Origin of the sequence: Laedolimicola ammoniilytica (genome assembly GCF_025567165.1) — a bacterium.
GTDB lineage: Bacteria > Bacillota > Clostridia > Lachnospirales > Lachnospiraceae > Laedolimicola > Laedolimicola ammoniilytica.
The window spans coordinates 61,617-79,649 of the sequence record NZ_JAOQKC010000003.1; the positions used below are offsets into that span (position 1 = coordinate 61,617).

Sequence of the window (18,033 nt, forward strand, 5' to 3'; positions counted from 1 at the left end):
ACAATGCTTATCGCCCGGCTTAACCAGACGAGTTTTGCTTTAAAGGGTAGCTGTTTAGAGAAAAGCTCGTAAAATTAATGATTTAGGGTTTGACATTATAGGAAGGAGTTTGTTTATAATTTATAAGCAATAAGTTAATGAAATGGAAAAATATTTAGTAGACGTTCCTGTTGCGATTACTATTTGGTGTCGTACAGAATGCCAAAAACTCCAATTAGAAGTTTTAAAAAAGGCGAAACCCAGTATTATATTTCTAATTTCTGACGGAGGAAGAAATCCAAAAGAATGGGAGGCGATAAACGAAAATAGAAAATTAATGGATAATGGAATTGATTGGGAGTGTAAAATTTATCGGTTATATGAATGTGAAAATAAAGGTATGTATGCAATTTCAAAAAAGATGCATAGGCTTATATGGGAAAAAGTTGAAAGCTGTATTTTTTTAGAAGATGATGTTTTGCCGTCAGTTAGTTTCTTTCGGTATTGCTCAGAATTACTTGAAAAATATAAAGATGATATGAGAATCAATGTTATTTGTGGGATGAACCATTTGGGAGTCTCCGAAGATGTTAATACGGATTATTTCTTCTCACGGCAAGGCTCTATTTGGGGTTTTGCAATTTGGCGTAGAACATATGAACAATACTGTGATTTCAGTTATGGCAAAGATCCATATATAATGAAATTATTGAAAAATCAAACCAGACATAATCGCGTGTTTTGGAAACGAATTAAAGCGTACGCAGAACAAGAAGTATATGAAGGTCATATAGCATGGTCGGAATTTTTTCTCGAATTTAGTATGTATGGACAGAATCAGTTACAAATTATTCCTAAGAAAAATATGATTTCAAATATCGGGTGTACGAAAGATTCTGCACACGCAAATGAATTGAAATTATTACCTAGAGGGTTGAGAAAAATTTTTAAAATGGAAACATATGAGGTTAAGTTCCCGTTAAAACATGCACAGTATGTGATTCCAGATAATGAATATGAAAAAAAGAGAAATGAAATTTTAGCATATAACTATCCAATTAAACTAAAATGGTATGGTTTAGAAATGCTTTTTTTTAAAATCCGATATGGAAATTGGAAAGAAGCGGTTGGTGTCATAAAAAATAAAATAGGGAGAAAAGTCACAATTGAAAAATGAGCAAAATCTTAAAGAACGTGCTATAGAGGGAACGGTATGGAAATTTGCGGAAAAGATAGGAATGCAATTAATATCAATAGTAATTCAAATTGTCTTGGCGAGACTTTTATTGCCAGAAGATTATGGTGTTGTCGGATTATTATCAATATTTATCAGTATATCCGATGTTTTTATTTTGCAAGGGTTTACAACGGCATTAATACAAAAAAGTGAGGCAGATGAATTGGATTATTCATCTGTCTTTTTTGCAAATTTAGCAATGTCAATTATAATATATGTTGTTTTTTATATGATTGCGCCAAGTGTAGCTAAATTTTACAAAACGCCACAATTAACGGAAGTGATGCGTGTGATGTCAATTAATATTGTAGTAGGCGCCTTTTCTGCAGTTCATAATGCGATAGTGTCAAAAAATCTGGAATTTAGAATCAGTTTTATGAGAAATATTGCAAATATAGTTTCACAGGGGATAGTTGGAATTGGCATGGCATGCGCAAATTTTGGCGTATGGTCCTTGGTTGGATCTAAAATAGTGGGAACGTTAGTAGGAACGATGGTATTGTGTATAACTGTAAAATGGAGACCACAATGTATATTTTCATTTCAAAGAATTAAGTTTTTATTTCGGTATAGTTCTAAGGTGTTGTGTACAAATCTACTTAATACAATATTTAATAATATGCATTCATTAATTATAGGACGTTTTTTTTCTGCAACAGATGTAGGGTATTATCAGCGTGGACAGCAGATTCCGCAGGCAGCGATGATAGCTGTGGATGGAAGCATGTGCGAAGTATTGTACCCTACACTCTCTTTATTACAAAATGATTTGGATAAGTTAAAAAAAGCATTGAGACGTTCTATGAAAACCAGCATGTATTTGATTTTACCTATGCTTATGGGACTGGCAGTTACAGCAAGGCAGATGACGATTTTATTACTTACAGAAAAATGGTTGCCAAGTGTTCCTTTTATGCAATTAACATGTGCAATTACTGCATTTTGGCCATTGTCAGCAAGAACACATGCATTAAATGCAATTGGTAGAAGTGATGTAACATTAAAGCTATCAATTATTTCTAAGATTTTGACATTAGTAATGATTTTAATTAGTGTACCGATGGGAATTTATGCAATTATGTGGGGAACGCTATTGGCATCAGGAATTTCGTTTTGGATAACCAGTCATTATGCAAATAAATATCTTGGTTACTCATTAAAAGAATTAATTCATGATATAGGAAGTCCTATAGCGTTGTCTTGCGGAATGGGAATTTTTGTAATTTTAATTGGAAAGATTGAGATTGGTCTTGCAATGGGATTATTTATGCAAATTTTAGGAGGGATTATTTTTTATGTAGGATTATCGGAAATTTTAAAACTTGAACAATATGAATATTTAAAAAATCTTATATTAAATATACTGCATAAAAATTAAAGAATTGTATTTTCAGTGTTAAATAAAGAGAGCTAAGTAGCTCTTTTTTTGTTGCAGAAAAGGAGAAAAGTGCGATGGAAATATTAGTAACACGATCATCAATGCCGTCATATGAAGAATATTGCAAGGAAATAAAAGATATATGGGACAGTCATTGGTTGACAAATATGGGAACAAAGCATAGAGAGTTAGAACAAAATTTGGAAGAATATTTGGAAGTCCCGCATGTGACATTGTATACCAATGGTCATCTGGCATTGGAAAATGCGATTGCAGCATTGAATTTGCCGGAGGGAGGTGAAGTTATTACTACTCCATTTACATTTGCATCGACTACACATGCTATAGTACGCAATCGTCTAATTCCGGTATTTTGCGATATTAATACAGAGGATTACACGATAGATGTGACTAAAATAGAGAGTTTAATTACAGATAAAACAGTAGCCATTGTTCCGGTACATGTATATGGAAATATTTGTGATGTTGAAGAGATAGAGCGGATTGCCGGGAAATATGGACTGAAAGTAATTTATGACGCAGCCCATGCTTTTGCAGTGAAATACAAGGGAATTTCATCTGCATGTTTCGGAGATGCTGCGATGTTTAGTTTTCATGCAACGAAAGTATTTAATACGATAGAGGGTGGCGCAGTATGCTTTAAGAATGATTCCTGGGTACAACTTCTGAATGATATGAAAAATTTCGGTATTCGGGATCAGGAAACAGTAGCATATGTGGGTGGAAATGCGAAAATGAATGAATTCCAGGCAGCAATGGGAATTTGTAATTTAAGACATTTAGAAGATGAAATTGCTAAGCGGAGAAAAGTTGTTGAACATTATAGAGAAAGACTTTCAGGTGTAGAAGGAATTAAATTATGTGCATCCCAAAAAGATGTAGAATCTAATTACGCATATTTTCCAGTGATTTTTGATGGCTATAAGTATACGCGAAATGAAATATTTACCATGTTAGCAGAAGCAAGCATTGGGGCGCGAAAGTATTTCTTTCCACTTACCAACAGTTTTGAATGCTATAGAAATTATCCGACAGCTGGGGCAGAAAAAACGCCAATAGCTCAGCATACGGCACTTAGAGTATTGACTTTACCATTGTATGCTGAATTGAGTTTGGAAGATGTAGATAAAATTTGTAATATCATTTTAGTATAAGGAGAACATATCATGAAAACTGTATTAATTACATCCACTGGATCTGTAGCAACAGATATTACATTAAAAAGTTTAAAACGTATGGGATTCCGTGTGGTTGGCTGTAATATTTACCCCAAGGAATGGATTGTAGAATCTTGTGAGGTAGATGCTTTTTATCAAGCTCCTCCGGTGTCTGAACAGAAAAGGTATCTCGCATTTATGAAAGAGCTTTGTATTAAGGAAAAAATTGAATATTTGTTTCCTATGATTGATTATGAAATTGATCTTTTGAATTGTAACCGGGAATGGTTTGAAGAACATGGAGTGACGCTTTGCATGTCTTCGAAAGAATCACTGGATATTATTCGTAATAAGAAGAAACTTGCTGATTTTGTTGAAGCAGAGTGCCCTAGAACCCAGTCGATTCCAACCAAAATGTTACGTGATATTCAGAGGCTAGAATGGAGGTTCCCAGTTGTATGCAAGCCATATAATGGACGTAGTAGCCAAGGACTAAAGTATATCTATAATCAGGAAGAATGGGATAATTTCGTTTCAACAGCAGATAAAGATGTTTATATTGTGGAACCATTTATTGAAGGGCCGCTTGTAATGGTGGAAATTGTTCGGCAAATTGAACCTCATAAAGTGATTGCCATGACACGCCGGGAACTTATTTCAACGCCACATGGCTGTTCAACTACGGTTTACGTATATGAAGATAAGGAATTGGAAGAAGCATCGAAGATTTTGGCGGATAAATTGAATGTTTGGGGAGATGTAAATTTTGAGTATATTCTTGATAAAGATGGAAAGTACCATTTAGTAGAATGCAACCCACGTTTTTCGGCTGGTTGTGAGTTTTCTTGCATGGGAGGATATGATTACATTGAAAATCATATGAAATGCTTTATGGGAAAAGAAATTGAAGATGCTCACTTTAAACACAGCATGATAATTGCAAGAAAGTATGAAGAATATATTACTGCAGTTGATGTAGATGTGGAATATCAGAACACGTGTCATTAATTATGAAAAAGAGGAACAGAGAATGGAATTTTCAGCATTAAGTTTATTATATGATGTCGCATGGATGTCTGCGTTGATGCTAATTGCAAAAGTGATCCGAAGTAAGGTTCGTTTTATTCAGAAGCTTTATATCCCTTCTGCGCTAATTGCAGGATTTATGGGATTATTTGCGGGAAAACAATTTCTAAATATAATTCCCTTCAGTTCTGAAATCTCAAATTATGCGGGTATTTTGATTGCTTTTGTTTTTGGTTCTATGTTTATCGGAAATAAGACAAAGGTTTCGTTCAAACAGATGTTTAACTCTGTTGGTGATAGCTTTCTGGTAAATGCGGCGGCAGAAATTACACAGTTTGGACTATTTATTTTGATTGGTATTGCAGTTTTTCCACTTTTTTTTAGGAACATTAATCCTGCTTTCGGGCTTATGCTTCCAGCGGGATTTGTCGGAGGCCATGGGACGGCAGCAGCAATCGGAGGTGTTCTGGTAGACAGTGGATGGACTGATGCAACAAGTATTGGGCAAACATTTGCAACAATTGGTTTGCTAGGCGGTATTCTAGGCGGTGTAACAATGATTAATATTGGCGCTCGTAAAGGGAACACTGCAATTATTAAAAGCGTAGAAGAACTTCAAGAAGAAATGTTGACAGGCTTAGTGCAGGAAGATGAGCGGAGCGAGTTTGGTCGAAATACTGTTAATGCGATGTCAATTGATACACTCACATGGCATTTTTCATTGATTTTAGTAGCTGTGGGTATGGCGTATGGTGTGAATATAGTATTAAAAAACTTATTACCATCAGTTTCTTTTCCAGTATATGGTCTCGCACTGGTGTGTAGTATTGTCTTGCAGGGAATCTTGAAACTAGTTGATCTCGATGAATATGTTGATAAGAAAATTATTACTCATATTGGTAGTAGTGCAACAGATTACCTTGTTGCATTTGGTGTGGCATCTATCAATATCAGTGTTGTGGTGAAATATCTTGTCCCGATTATTGTGTTTTCGGTGTTAGGTTTCATTTTTGTTATTGCTTGGTTTTGGATTATTTCGCCAAGGTTTTTCAGAAACTATTGGTTTGAAAGGGGCATCTATATCTTCGGGCTGTCCACGGGGGTGATGGCAACAGGTGTGATTTTACTTCGAGTAACAGATCCAGAATTTAAATCAGGAGTACTAGAAGATTTTGGATTTGCATGGATTTTTCTCTCTTTTATGGATATGTTTTTGGTTTCATTTTCACCAATGTTTATTCTAAAAGGTACAGGAGTTCTTTATAGTGTAATTTTGTTATTGGCTGCAATAATTAGTTTAGTTGTCTGTAAAGTTGTATTTAAAAAAAAGACAAATAAAAAAGAATGAGATGAAATCGGTTAAAGAAATTGAGAGAATGGTAAATTATTAGATTTGCGGTAAAATAAGCGGCAAAATTTTGTGTGTATTAAAAATTCGTTTTTGGATGAAGAGAGCCCCGCCATCCGGCGGGGCTCTCTTCAACCCTACAATTTGAATTCTGCCATCAAGGTATCTCGATAAGTAGGATCTTCTGTAGCACGTTTGGCATCATCGATGCGGTTACAGCTAAGAAGCTTGTTGATGAGGGAAGACATTTTAGATAAAGCTTCCTGAGCTCCAAGGCGTCGATTCTCTTCTAACCTTCCGGCAAACAATTCTTCCAATGCTTCACACATAAGCTGTTCATCTCCTTCTTTCATAGAATTGGCGCGGATAAGCACATTTAAGAAGGTCTGATATAATGGGTCATCCTCGTGAGCTTTATAGGCCAGACCGAGCTGCTCAAGAGGCGTATCTTTCGTAAGATGATTGGTCAGACAGGAAAGCCAGAGATATTGCTCATGGGGCAGTTCCGGTAAGATAATCAGTTGGACAGGAATGAATCCTATATGTATATAATATAATCCGTCGATGATTTTTTCAACGGGATCTTTCGTATTTTCAAGGGAATTTTTCGGATGTAAGAAATCAGGATTCTGGGGTGACGATGGGTCATGAGGGTTAAAGTAATCTCATGGATAGCTTGGTGCTGCTTCAGGTAATCGGGAATGCTGAGCGCATAGGACTGAGCTTTGAAAAAGTTACTGATTGTCATAGACTCGTCCGGGCCCTTATAGTCGATGATGTTGTATCGACGAAAGATACGTCCGATAGGGGACGTGAGAGGTGGGGCGTCCGGAGCTTTGATGATCAGACAGTCTGTTCGGCGTTTTCCTCGATTAAGGGGATACTCGGGATGATAAGTAAGATAGTCCCGGTGTTCAGCCAGCTCAATCTGGAGCCCGGCTACGGCAGCTGCGTGCCAGTTGATATGGTTCCTTGGTTTAGATGATTTCATGCAATAGAAAATACCTCCTTGATGTATTGTTTCAAATTCATGGGGAAATACTTCACAGACCTGTGAAGATGAATTGAACAGATAAAGTATAGCATGCGGGGAAGAGAGAAACAAGGAATTTATGGAAATTTAAGAATATGGAAATATGTGTGCGAAAAGGGCCGTCAGGTCCTTTTTTCGTGCGCGTTTTTATAAATCAAAATGTTATAATAAAGGAGATTGTAGTATGGCAACTTCAAAATTTTTTAAAGACAAAACCCTGATGATTACCGGAGGTACCGGTTCTTTTGGTTCTACCGTATTAAAACATTTCCTGGATTCTGATCTGAAGGAAATCCGTATCTTTTCCCGCGATGAGAAGAAGCAGGACGATATGCGGCATGAATTGCAGGCAAAGCATCCGGAACTGGCAGGCAAGGTAAAGTTTTATATCGGAGATGTGAGAAATATGCGTTCCGTACAGGACGCGATGCCCGGCGTAGACTATATTTTCCATGCGGCAGCCCTGAAGCAGGTACCGTCCTGCGAGTTTTTCCCTATGGAGGCCGTTCGCACCAATGTGGAGGGTACCGATAATGTGCTTCACGCAGCCATTGACGCAGGGGTTCAGCGTATCGTATGTCTGTCTACGGATAAGGCTGCTTATCCCATCAACGCCATGGGTATTTCCAAGGCTATGATGGAGAAGGTGATCGGAGCCAATGCCCGCGTGGCAGCAGGAAAAACCACGATTTGCTGTACCCGTTACGGGAATGTCATGTGCAGCCGTGGTTCGGTAATTCCGCTCTTTATCGATCAGATTAAGGCAGGTAATCCGCTGACCATCACAGACCCGAATATGACCCGTTTCCTGATGAATCTGGATGAGGCAGTGGCATTGGTTATGTTTGCTTTTGAGCATGGGGAACCGGGCGATCTCTTCGTGCAGAAATCAGACGCCAGCACCATCGGAGATCTGGCGAAGGCGGTACAGCAGCTCTTTGGCGATACTGGTACGCATATCATCGGAACACGTCATGGAGAGAAGCTGTTTGAGACACTGATGACCAATGAGGAGTGCATGCGCAGCGTGGACATGGGCGATTATTACCGGGTACTTCCGGACGGCAGGGATCTGAATTATGATAAGTTCTTTGTAAAGGGACAAGTTCAGACCATGGCAAATGAAGCCTATACCAGCCACAATACGCAGCGCCTGGATGTGGAGGGAACCGTAAAGAAGATTCTGACTACGGACTATGTAAAGGAAGCTCTTGAAAATTGGAAGAAATAGGAGAGAGATAAAATGAAGGTTTTAGTAACTGGCGCAGCTGGCTTTGTAGGCAAGAATCTGGTTGCGTCCTTGAAAAATATCCGGGATGGAAAGGACCGTACCCGCCCAGAGCTGAGCGTGGATGAGATTTATGAGTATGATATTCAGACGGATCCGGTGCTCCTGGAGGAATATTGCGCGAAGACGGATTTTGTGTTCAACCTGGCCGGTGTGAACCGGCCGAAGGACAATGCGGAGTTTATGGCGGGAAATTTCGGTTTTGCCACAACCCTGCTGGAAACCCTGAAAAAGCATGGGAATACCTGTCCGGTGATGCTTTCTTCGTCGATTCAGGCTACGCTTCTGGGCCGTTATGCCGGCTCTGATTATGGAAGATCAAAGCTGGCCGGGGAAGAATTGTTTTTCAGCTATGGAGCGGAAACCGGGGCGAAGGTACTGGTGTATCGTTTTCCCAATCTCTTTGGGAAATGGTGCCGTCCCAACTATAATTCCGCGGTAGCCACTTTCTGTAACAATATAGCTAACGATCTGCCGATCCAGGTCAGCGATCCGAAAGTAGAGCTGGAGCTTCTGTACATTGACGATCTGGTAGAAGAGATGCTGGATGCGCTGGAAGGAAGAGAGCATCACTGTGAATTCGATGGTGTGGACGCAGTGGAACGGGCAGAGGGACGGTATTGCTTTGCTCCGGTGACCCATAAGGTGACGCTGGGGGAGATTGTGGAGCTCTTGAAGAGCTTTCAGCTGCAGCCCCAGTCGCTGATGATGCCGGAGATTCCGCAGGCTTCCTTCGCGAAGAAGCTGTATTCGACTTACCTGTCTTATTTACCGGAGGAGAAAACGAAATTTCCGTTGAAGATGAACTGTGACGCCAGAGGCAGCTTTACAGAGCTTTTGAAGACAGAGAAATGCGGACAGTTTTCTGTGAATATCAGTAAGCCGGGAATTACGAAGGGACAGCATTGGCATCATTCCAAGTGGGAGTTTTTTATCGTGGTATCGGGACATGGGCTGATTCAGGAGCGCAAAATGGGCTTGGATGAGAACGGACAACCCTATCCGGTACGGAATTTTGAAGTGTCCGGGGAGAAGATGGAAGCAGTGCATATGCTGCCGGGATATACCCACAATATTATCAACTTGTCGGAGACAGAGAACCTGGTGACGGTCATGTGGGCCAATGAATCCTTTGATCCGGAGCATCCGGATACTTTTTTTGAACCTGTGGAGGAAAAAGCGTAATGGAGATCAGAACGGATTATTCCGATGTGCATTTTAAAGAAAACGGGAAGCTGAAGCTTCTGATTATTGTGGGGACCAGGCCGGAGATTATCCGTCTGGCGGCTGTGATTAACAAGTGCCGGAAGTATTTTGATGTGGTTCTGGCCCATACGGGACAGAATTATGATTACAATCTGAATGGCATTTTCTTTGAAAACCTGAAGATTGCCAGTCCAGAGGTTTATATGGATGCAGTTGGCGATGATCTGGGCGCGACGGTTGGGAATATTATCAACTGTTCTTATAAGCTGATGAATCAGATCAGGCCGGATGCGCTTTTGATCCTGGGCGACACCAACAGCTGCCTGTCTGCCATTGCGGCGAAGCGCCTGCATATCCCGATTTTTCACATGGAAGCAGGAAACCGCTGTAAGGATGAATGTCTGCCGGAGGAGACGAACCGGAGAATCGTGGATATCATTTCCGATGTGAATCTGGCTTATTCAGAGCACGCCAGAAAGTATCTTCATGAGTGCGGGCTGCCGAAGGAGCGGGTCTATGTGACGGGTTCTCCTATGGCGGAGGTATTGCACCAGAATCTGGCTGAGATTGAGAAGTCGGATATTCTGGAGAAGCTGGGCCTGGAACCGCAGAAGTATATCCTGTTGTCTGCCCACAGGGAGGAGAATATTGATACAGAGAAGAATTTCCTTTCCCTGTTTACAGCTATCAACAGGCTGGCTGAGAAATACGATATGCCGATTCTCTATTCCTGTCATCCCCGTTCCAGAAAACGTCTGGAGGCCAGTGGTTTCCAGCTGGATAAACGGGTGATTCAGCATGAGCCGCTGGGCTTCCATGATTATAATCATCTGCAGATGAACGCTTTTGCGGTGGTATCGGACAGCGGCACCCTGCCGGAGGAGAGCAGCTTTTTTACTTCTGTAGGACGTCCGTTCCCGGCGGTCTGCATCCGTACCAGTACAGAGCGTCCGGAGGCTCTGGATAAGGCCTGCTTTATCCTGGCCGGTATTGATGAAAAGAGCCTTCTGCAGGCGGTGGATACAGCGGTAGAACTGAATCTGGAGCATGATTACGGTATTCCGGTTCCGGATTATGTGGAAGAAAATGTAAGCACAAAGGTTGTGAAGATTATTCAGAGCTACACAGGAGTCGTGGATAAGATGGTCTGGAGAAAATCGTAAGACGGAAAGCATATAACCCAAAACGCTCACAAAAAGCCCATAAAAACCTGTTAAAATATTGACAATCTCCCCTGCCAGCGTTAAAATACTCCTTGGAAAGATAACAGATCAACGCTGCAGGCCGTATGGTGATGCTGCTATCTGGTAACTATAAATAGAAAGCAATCATATGACAGGAGGATTTTATCATGGCAAAGATTTTGACAAGCCCCGGCAAGTATGTACAGGGAGCAGGCGAACTGAAGAAGCTTGGTACCTACGCAAAGACCTATGGAAAGAAGGCTCTGGTGCTGGTGACAGCGTCCGGCCATAAGAGACTGGGAACGACCCTGGAGGATTCATTCCGGGATTCCGGCTGCGAACCGGTTCTGGATTATTTCAACGGAGAATGCAGTAAGACAGAGATCAACCGTCTGATGGAGGTAATGAAGAAGAACGGCTGCGACCTGGTGATCGGCGTCGGCGGAGGAAAGATTCTGGATACCGCGAAGGCGGTGGCTTATTATGAGAAGGTTCCGGTGCTGATCTGCCCGACTATCGCGTCCACAGACGCTCCCTGCAGCGCCCTGTCCGTTATTTATACAGACGCAGGAGTATTTGAGGAGTATCTGTTCCTTCCGGCGAACCCGAATATGGTTCTGATGGATACGGAAATTATCGCCAAGTCTCCGGTTCGGCTGACCGTGTCTGGTATGGGAGATGCGCTGGCGACGTATTTTGAGGCCCGGGCCTGCAAGACCAGCGGGGCAATGACCTGCGCGGGCGGCAAGGTGACGGGAGCGGCGATGGCTCTGGCTAAGCTGTGCTTTGATACCCTGATGGATGAGGGCGTAAAGGCGAAGCTGGCTTTGGAAGCGGGAGCCTGCACCGAGGCAGTGGAGAAGGTGATCGAGGCCAATACCCTGCTCAGCGGCATTGGTTTCGAGAGCGGCGGTCTGGCCGGAGCCCATGCTATCCACAACGGCTTTACCGTTCTGGAAGAGTGCCATCACATGTACCATGGCGAGAAGGTTGCCTTCGGTACCATTACCCAGCTGGTTCTGGAGAATGTTCCGGCGGACGAGCTGGAGGATATCATCGACTGGTGTATCGAACTGGGCCTGCCTGTGACCCTGAAGGAGCTCGGTATCGAGAACCCCACCAGAGAGAAGCTGATGGCAGTGGCCGAAGCAGCCTGCGCGGAAAATGATACCCTGCACAATATGCCTTTCGAGGTAACTCCCGAATCTGTCTATGCGGCGATTCTGGCGGCAGACAGATATGGAAAATATTTCCTTGGTGAAGCATAAAAGATAAAAAAACGAAAAAGGAGCCCCGGTTCCACCCTTTCAAAGGGCGGGCCTGGGCTCCCTTTTCGTAAGCCAAGATGCATCAGGAAGGTTGCATTTCTTCCCTCCTCATGCTACTATTTTGGTAGATTACAGTTTGAATTCAGCCATTAAAGAATCCAGGTAAGCAGGATCTTCAGTGGCACGTTTGGCATCGTCGATACGGTTACTGTTAAGAAGCTTGTTGATAAGGGAAGACATTTTGGATAAAGTTTCCTGAGTTCCAATTTGAACTCCCTTTTGTACGCCAAGTTGCATACCAAGCTGTTTCTGAGCTTCCAACCTTCCGGCAAACAATTCTTCCAATGCTTCGCACATAAACTTTTCATCTCCTTCTTTCATAGAATTTGCGCGGATCACCGCATTCAAGAAGGTCTGATATAATGGGTCATCCTCATGAGCCTTATAGGCCAGACCGATCTGCTCAAGAGGCGTATCTTTCGTAAGATGATTGGTCAGACAGGAAAGCCAGAGATATTGTTCGTGGGGCAGTTCCGGTAAGACAATCAGTTGGACAGGAATGAATCCTATATGTATATAATATAATCCGTCGATGATTTTTTCAACGGGATCTTTCGTATTTTCAAGGGAATTTTTTCGGATGTAAGAAATCAGAATTCTGGGATGACGATGGGTCATGAGGGTTAAAGTAATCTCATGGATAGCTTGGTGCTGCTTCAGGTAGTCGGGAATGCTGAGCGCGTAGGACTGAGCTTTGAAAAAGTTACTGATTGTCATAGACTCATCCGGCCCCTTGTAGTCGATGATGTTGTATCGACGAAAGATACGTCCGATAGGGGACGTGAGAGGTGGAGCGTCTGGAGCTTTGATGATCAGACAGTCTGTCCGGCGTTTCCCTCGATTGAGGGGATACTCGGGATGATAAGTAAGATAATCCCGGTGCTCGGCCAGCTCGATCTGGAGCCCGGCTACGGCAGCAGCATGCCAGTTGATATGGCCCTTGGGTTTAGATGATTTCATGCAATAGAAAATCCCTCCTTGATGTGTTGTTTCAAATTCATGGGAAATACTTCACAGACTTGTGAAGATGAACTGAACAGATAAAGTATAGCATGGAAGAAAGAGAGGGTACAAGTAGTTTAGAAAAATTTAAGAATACCAGAGGCACAAAAAAGTTATGAAGATGGTAGAGCGCTGAGAAAGCAAAATCAGGAAGGTTGCATTTCTTCCCTCCTCATGCTACTATTTTAATAGACTATTTACAGGAGGCTTCCGAGCTATGCCAAAAGTTTTTAATACCACAGCGATATGCATTCCGGACAAACATTATATGGTAAACATTGAGAAGCGTCTGCAGGAGATCAGGCGTCTTGTGGACGATGGAAAGTATTTTACGATAAACCGGGCGAGACAGTATGGTAAAACGACCACTTTGCGGGCGCTGTATCGTTATTTGCAGACAGAGTACGATGTAGTTTTGCTGGATTTTCAGAGCTTTGGAAGTGAAGAATTCCGGACGGAAAGCAAGTTTTCCAGGGCATTTGCGGGAGCATTTGTAAAAAGCTTTCGGAGAAATCCGGGGGAATTGAAAGAAAATGTGGAGAAAAAGCTGGAGGAATTGCTTGGAGAGAGCAGAGTGAAGACGGATGATTTTACGTTGATGGTTCTGTTTGAAAAACTGAGCGATATCTGTATGGCTGCGGAGAAGCCGGTTGTGCTGATGATTGATGAGGTGGATAGCGCGGCAAATAATCAGGTGTTCCTGGATTTCCTTGCACAGCTTCGGGCCCAGTATATGGAGCGGGACTTTCAGGCCACATTTCAATCGGTGATTCTGGCCGGGGTCTATGATATTAAAAATCTGCGTCGTAAACTGCGGCCGGATGAGGCACATCAGTACAATAGTCCGTGGAATATCGCGGCAGATTTTAAGGTGGACATGAGTTTCTCGAAAGAAGATATTGAAGGAATGCTGCGGGAATATGAGCAGGATTACGGAACCGGAATGGATGTGGAAGAGATGGCTGGACTTTTGGAAAATTATACATCCGGATATCCGTTTCTTGTGTCGAGGCTCTGTCAGCTTATAGAGGAAGAGGTGAGTAAAAAGGCGGGTTATAGCAGGAAGACGGCGTGGACCAGAGAAGGATTTCTGGATGCGGTTCGTATGCTCCTTTCTGAAAGAAATACCCTGTTTGAATCTCTAAGTGAAAAGCTGACAAGTTATCCGGAATTGAACCAGATGTTATATTCACTGCTTTTCACAGGTAAGGCGATTGTTTATAATTATTATGAGCCGTCTATCAATATTGCGACAATGTTCGGATTGGTGAAGAACAGAGACGGCGTATTGGCAGTGGCGAATCGGATTTTCGAGACGTGGTTGTATAATTTATATTTATCTGCGGCAGACATGCAGAAAAAAGATATTTATGCGGTTTCCTTGCTGGAAAAGAATCAGTTTATTGTGGGAGGCCATTTGAATATGCGCCTTGTCCTTGAAAAATTTGTTTTGCATTTCCATGATTTATATGGAGACAGCAATGAAAAATTCGTGGAGGAAGAAGGAAGAAAATATTTTTTACTTTATCTGCGCCCGATTATCAATGGAACAGGGAATTATTATATTGAATCCCGAACCAGGGAGCAGAAACGTACGGATTTGATTGTGGATTATCGGGGTGAGCAATATATTGTGGAGATGAAAATCTGGCACGGTCAGGAATATCACAGCAGAGGCGAGCAGCAGCTGGCAGAATATCTGGACGCTTACCACGTAAAAACAGGATATATGCTGAGCTTTAATTTTAATGAGAAAAAGGAAATTGGAGTGAGGGACGTTTGTGTGGGAGATAAGAAAATTGTGGAGGCAGTTGTCTGAAAAATGGAAATTGTAAGATTATAAGGATAGTAAGGATAGTAAAGATAGTAAGGGGGAGTTCTGCTATCGTTCCGGCAAGGTTCCTTAAAGATGAAAAAGGAGCCCCGTCTCCGCCCTCTTCAAGGGCGGGCCGGGGCTCCAGGTGCATTCATACCGGATTACTCAATCGGGATCTCTTTCGCGGGAGTCTCTTCCTTTGGTTCTTCAGCGGGTGCAGCCTCTTCAGCAGGGGCTTCCTTCTCAGTAGCTTCCTCAGCTGTCTCTTCAGCGGGTGCCTCTTCCTTCGGTTCTTCGGCCGGTGTCAGGGATACGTAGCTGCGATCTGTGGTCTTCGAGGTATCCATGTCCAGATCCTCGTCCTCAAATTCCTCGTCCAGCTCGTCATCCGGATCCTCAAAATCCTCGTTCGGGGAAATGAACTTTTTATAAAGCGCCACGCCTCCGGCTACGGCGGCTCCGATTGCGGCGATTGCTCCAAAAATCTTTGCTATTTTCTTCATAGTGCAGTCCCTCCTTGTGAATTTATTTTATTGTAATACGAAACCGGGAAAAAGAAAAGCAAAAAAATATAAAAAATTTATTGTCAATCTAAAAAATATATATTACTCTAATAAAAGCGGTATGCCGAAAAAAGTCGGCGTAGTGGAAAAGAGGAGTGTGACATTGGAGAAAAGAAGACTGATACTGGCCTCCGCGTCGCCGAGACGGCGGGAGATTCTGGCGGATATGGGACTGCGTTTTCAGGTTCTTCCGGCATGCGGAGAAGAAAAACTGGAGACAGCCGACCCGGTGGAGGCGGTGAAATCACTGGCTCTGCAGAAGGCCCGGGAGGTGGCCGACAGGACGAAGGAGCCTGCGCTGGTCATCGGATCCGACACGGTAGTGGCCAGTGGACATAAAATTTTGGGAAAGCCTCAGGATAAGGAAGACGCATTTCGGATGCTGAAGGAGCTGCAGGGAGCGTCCCATATGGTGTATACCGGCGTGGCAGTCATAGATACTGTGACCGGCGGGCTGCTGGTGCATTTCGCGGAAGGGACGAAGGTGTCCATGTATCCCATGACGGACGCCTGGATCCGTTCCTACATCGGAACGGGCGAGCCTATGGACAAGGCGGGCGCCTATGCCATCCAGGGCGGCTGTATGCCCTATATCCGTGAGATACAGGGCGAATACACCACCGTGGTGGGCTTCCCTGCGGCCCGTTTTTACCAGGAGCTTCTGAAAATGGGAGTGGATTTGCAGAAGCCGGAAGAGGAGGAATATTATGAGTTTTAAGGCGTGTATTTTCGATCTGGACGGCACTCTTTGCGACAGCGTGGAGTCCATCGCCTGCAGTGCGAATCATGCGCTTCGGGATTTTGGCATGAAAGAGGCCACCATAGAAGAATATAAGGTATTTGTGGGCGACGGGGTAGACACCCTGATCCGACGACTGCTGCGTTTTGGCGGCGATGAGGCGTGCGAAGGCTTTGAAAAAGTGAGAGACCGCTACATGGAATATTTCAAAGAAGGCTGCCTTTACAACGTAAAGCCTTATCCGGGCATCGTAGCTACCTTAAAAGAGCTGAAAAAACAGGGGGCGAAAATCGCCGTGCTGTCCAATAAACCGGACGCCAATACCAAGAACGTCATTCGCACCGTATTTCCGGAGGGAAACCTGTTTGACTGGATCCAGGGTCAGTCCGAAGCCTTCCCGAAGAAGCCGGATCCGGCCGGGGCGCTCCATATCGCGGAGCAGTTCGGCGTAAAACCGGAGGAATGCATGTACCTGGGCGATACCAGCACGGATATGAAGACCGGAACGGCAGCGGGCATGTACACCGTAGGCGTACTCTGGGGATTCCGGGATGAGCAGGAACTCAGGGAAAATGGCTCCGACGCCATCGCGCGGCAGGCAGAGGAGATTGCGGACATCTACAGACAGGGAGGAAGGTTACATGATTAAACTGATATGCAGCGATATCGATGGAACACTGCTTCCCGAGGGAACCGCAGAGATTAACCCGGAGATCTTCGAGGTCATCCGGAAGCTGAAAGAAAAAGATATCCTGTTCGCGGCGGCCAGCGGAAGACCCTATTCCAGCATGGTCAAGCTGTTTGAATCGGTGAAGGACGATATTATCTTTGTGTCAGAAAATGGAGCTTACGTATGCTGCCGTGGGTATCTGATGTCAGAAGAAGTCATCGAGTGGCGAGATGTATGCGAATGGGTAGAGGAAGTGCGGAAGATTCCGGATGCCAGCTTTACCCTGGACGCGGAGGGCGGGCTTTATTCCGAAAGCAGGGATCCGGAGTTCCTGGATCTGGTCCGTCTGGGCTACCGCAGTCAGCTGACCATCGTAAAAGACGCGCTGGCGGAAAGACGTCACATCAATAAAATATCCGTGTATCGGAAGCATGACATTGAGAAAGTGGCGGAGGACATGGTGCCCCGTTGGTCCAGGCGTCTGCACTGTACCATTGCCGGGGATATCTGGCTGGACTTCATGAGTAAAGAGTCCAACAAGGGACATGCCATCCGGGAAATCCAGAAGATACTGCGCATCAGCCCGGATGAGACCATGGTTTTCGGTGATAACCTGAATGACCTGGAAATGCTGGCCGCGGCCACGGAGAGCTATGCTGTAGCCAATGCGGCAGAACCGGTCAGAAAAGCGGCGAAGCACATCGCCGACAGCAACGTGAACGACGGCGTACTGAAAGTCATCCGAACCTTATTGTAACGCAGGATAGAAACAAAAAAGGAGAGCATACTATGAACGAATATACCGAAGAATGTCTGAAAACCTTTCTGAAAAAACAGGGCCAGCTTTTTGACGAGCCTGTGGCCGGGACCATGGAGGAAGCAGAAGACTTCCTGGAGGACTGCATGGCAGTCGTGGTGGACAGTCTCAGTGCGGTCCGCGATTATCTGGAAGAGAGCGGCATGGACGCAAGCGGCATGAGCGACGAGGAACTGGAGGAGACCGCGGAGGTCTTTGCCCTGGAAGACGGAACCTACCTGATCGTGGAGGGCTAAATATC

General features: G+C 43.8%; 18 protein-coding genes. 14 read left to right on the top strand and 4 right to left on the bottom strand.

All coding sequences use genetic code 11. The features are described 5' to 3' along the window. Nucleotides 1–142 precede the first annotated feature (142 nt). The 5 genes from OCV63_RS02835 to OCV63_RS02855 all read left to right on the top strand — a co-directional run bounded on the left by OCV63_RS02835 (nucleotide 143) and on the right by OCV63_RS02855 (nucleotide 6,146). Entirely contained in the window at nucleotides 143–1,156 is a 1,014-nt protein-coding gene (locus tag OCV63_RS02835; protein WP_158361913.1) for a hypothetical protein, read from the top strand. Then, complete coding sequence (locus OCV63_RS02840; RefSeq protein ID WP_158361914.1) at nucleotides 1,146–2,594, top strand: lipopolysaccharide biosynthesis protein; 1,449 nt, start codon at nucleotides 1,146–1,148, stop codon at nucleotides 2,592–2,594. The genes OCV63_RS02835 and OCV63_RS02840 overlap by 11 nt, the downstream gene beginning before the upstream one ends. 74 nt (nucleotides 2,595–2,668) lie before the next feature. After that, complete coding sequence (locus OCV63_RS02845) at nucleotides 2,669–3,769, top strand: DegT/DnrJ/EryC1/StrS family aminotransferase (RefSeq protein WP_158361915.1); 1,101 nt, start codon at nucleotides 2,669–2,671, stop codon at nucleotides 3,767–3,769. A 12-nt stretch (nucleotides 3,770–3,781) separates the two neighbouring features. Further along, nucleotides 3,782–4,780, top strand: coding sequence for an ATP-grasp domain-containing protein (locus OCV63_RS02850; protein ID WP_158361916.1), 999 nt, complete (start codon nucleotides 3,782–3,784; stop codon nucleotides 4,778–4,780). A 22-nt stretch (nucleotides 4,781–4,802) separates the two neighbouring features. Continuing rightward, complete coding sequence (locus OCV63_RS02855; protein WP_158361917.1) at nucleotides 4,803–6,146, top strand: sodium/glutamate symporter; 1,344 nt, start codon at nucleotides 4,803–4,805, stop codon at nucleotides 6,144–6,146. A gap of 137 nt (nucleotides 6,147–6,283) precedes the next feature. Here the strand turns inward: OCV63_RS02855 and OCV63_RS02860 are convergent, their stop codons facing one another. Continuing rightward, nucleotides 6,284–6,475, bottom strand: a complete 192-nt coding sequence (locus tag OCV63_RS02860; RefSeq protein WP_262670616.1) for a hypothetical protein — start codon at nucleotides 6,473–6,475, stop codon at nucleotides 6,284–6,286. A 209-nt stretch (nucleotides 6,476–6,684) separates the two neighbouring features. Beyond that, the gene (locus OCV63_RS02865) at nucleotides 6,685–7,137 is read right to left on the bottom strand and encodes a hypothetical protein (protein ID WP_158361919.1); all 453 of its coding nucleotides are present in this window, start codon (nucleotides 7,135–7,137) and stop codon (nucleotides 6,685–6,687) included. A 226-nt stretch (nucleotides 7,138–7,363) separates the two neighbouring features. On the opposite strand from OCV63_RS02865, the gene OCV63_RS02870 reads away from it, so the two are divergent. From OCV63_RS02870 to OCV63_RS02885, 4 genes are all read left to right on the top strand, one after another. After that, a complete protein-coding gene (locus OCV63_RS02870; RefSeq protein ID WP_158361920.1) occupies nucleotides 7,364–8,410 on the top strand; it encodes a polysaccharide biosynthesis protein in 1,047 nt (348 codons plus the stop codon). Nucleotides 8,411–8,422: 12 nt separating this feature from the next. Beyond that, the gene (locus OCV63_RS02875) at nucleotides 8,423–9,652 is read left to right on the top strand and encodes a polysaccharide biosynthesis C-terminal domain-containing protein (RefSeq protein ID WP_158361921.1); all 1,230 of its coding nucleotides are present in this window, start codon (nucleotides 8,423–8,425) and stop codon (nucleotides 9,650–9,652) included. Further along, nucleotides 9,652–10,836 (top strand): non-hydrolyzing UDP-N-acetylglucosamine 2-epimerase, encoded by a 1,185-nt coding sequence (gene wecB / locus OCV63_RS02880; protein WP_158361922.1) that lies wholly within the window; start codon nucleotides 9,652–9,654, stop codon nucleotides 10,834–10,836. Before OCV63_RS02875 ends, wecB begins: the two co-directional genes overlap by 1 nt. Nucleotides 10,837–11,024: 188 nt before the next feature. Next, the gene (locus tag OCV63_RS02885) at nucleotides 11,025–12,125 is read left to right on the top strand and encodes a glycerol dehydrogenase (protein WP_158361923.1); all 1,101 of its coding nucleotides are present in this window, start codon (nucleotides 11,025–11,027) and stop codon (nucleotides 12,123–12,125) included. A 129-nt stretch (nucleotides 12,126–12,254) separates the two neighbouring features. On the opposite strand, the gene OCV63_RS02890 is transcribed toward OCV63_RS02885, so the two are convergent. Then, nucleotides 12,255–13,145, bottom strand: a complete 891-nt coding sequence (locus tag OCV63_RS02890; RefSeq protein WP_158361924.1) for a hypothetical protein — start codon at nucleotides 13,143–13,145, stop codon at nucleotides 12,255–12,257. 259 nt (nucleotides 13,146–13,404) lie between these two features. On the opposite strand from OCV63_RS02890, the gene OCV63_RS02895 reads away from it, so the two are divergent. Beyond that, on the top strand, nucleotides 13,405–15,006 hold the full coding sequence (locus OCV63_RS02895; protein WP_158361925.1) for an AAA-like domain-containing protein: 1,602 nt from the start codon (nucleotides 13,405–13,407) through the stop codon (nucleotides 15,004–15,006). Between the two features lie 158 nt (nucleotides 15,007–15,164). On the opposite strand, the gene OCV63_RS02900 is transcribed toward OCV63_RS02895, so the two are convergent. Further along, the gene (locus OCV63_RS02900) at nucleotides 15,165–15,506 is read right to left on the bottom strand and encodes a hypothetical protein (RefSeq protein ID WP_262670617.1); all 342 of its coding nucleotides are present in this window, start codon (nucleotides 15,504–15,506) and stop codon (nucleotides 15,165–15,167) included. Between the two features lie 157 nt (nucleotides 15,507–15,663). On the opposite strand from OCV63_RS02900, the gene OCV63_RS02905 reads away from it, so the two are divergent. From OCV63_RS02905 to OCV63_RS02920, 4 genes are read left to right on the top strand one after another with little or no spacing between them, the layout of a single operon-like run. Continuing rightward, the gene (locus OCV63_RS02905) at nucleotides 15,664–16,284 is read left to right on the top strand and encodes a Maf family protein (RefSeq protein ID WP_334308303.1); all 621 of its coding nucleotides are present in this window, start codon (nucleotides 15,664–15,666) and stop codon (nucleotides 16,282–16,284) included. Further along, entirely contained in the window at nucleotides 16,274–16,954 is a 681-nt protein-coding gene (locus tag OCV63_RS02910) for an HAD family hydrolase (RefSeq protein ID WP_158361927.1), read from the top strand. The genes OCV63_RS02905 and OCV63_RS02910 overlap by 11 nt, the downstream gene beginning before the upstream one ends. Then, the gene (locus tag OCV63_RS02915) at nucleotides 16,947–17,732 is read left to right on the top strand and encodes an HAD family hydrolase (protein WP_262670619.1); all 786 of its coding nucleotides are present in this window, start codon (nucleotides 16,947–16,949) and stop codon (nucleotides 17,730–17,732) included. The genes OCV63_RS02910 and OCV63_RS02915 overlap by 8 nt, the downstream gene beginning before the upstream one ends. 32 nt (nucleotides 17,733–17,764) lie before the next feature. Beyond that, nucleotides 17,765–18,028, top strand: a complete 264-nt coding sequence (locus tag OCV63_RS02920; protein ID WP_158361929.1) for a glyoxalase — start codon at nucleotides 17,765–17,767, stop codon at nucleotides 18,026–18,028. Nucleotides 18,029–18,033 lie beyond the last annotated feature (5 nt).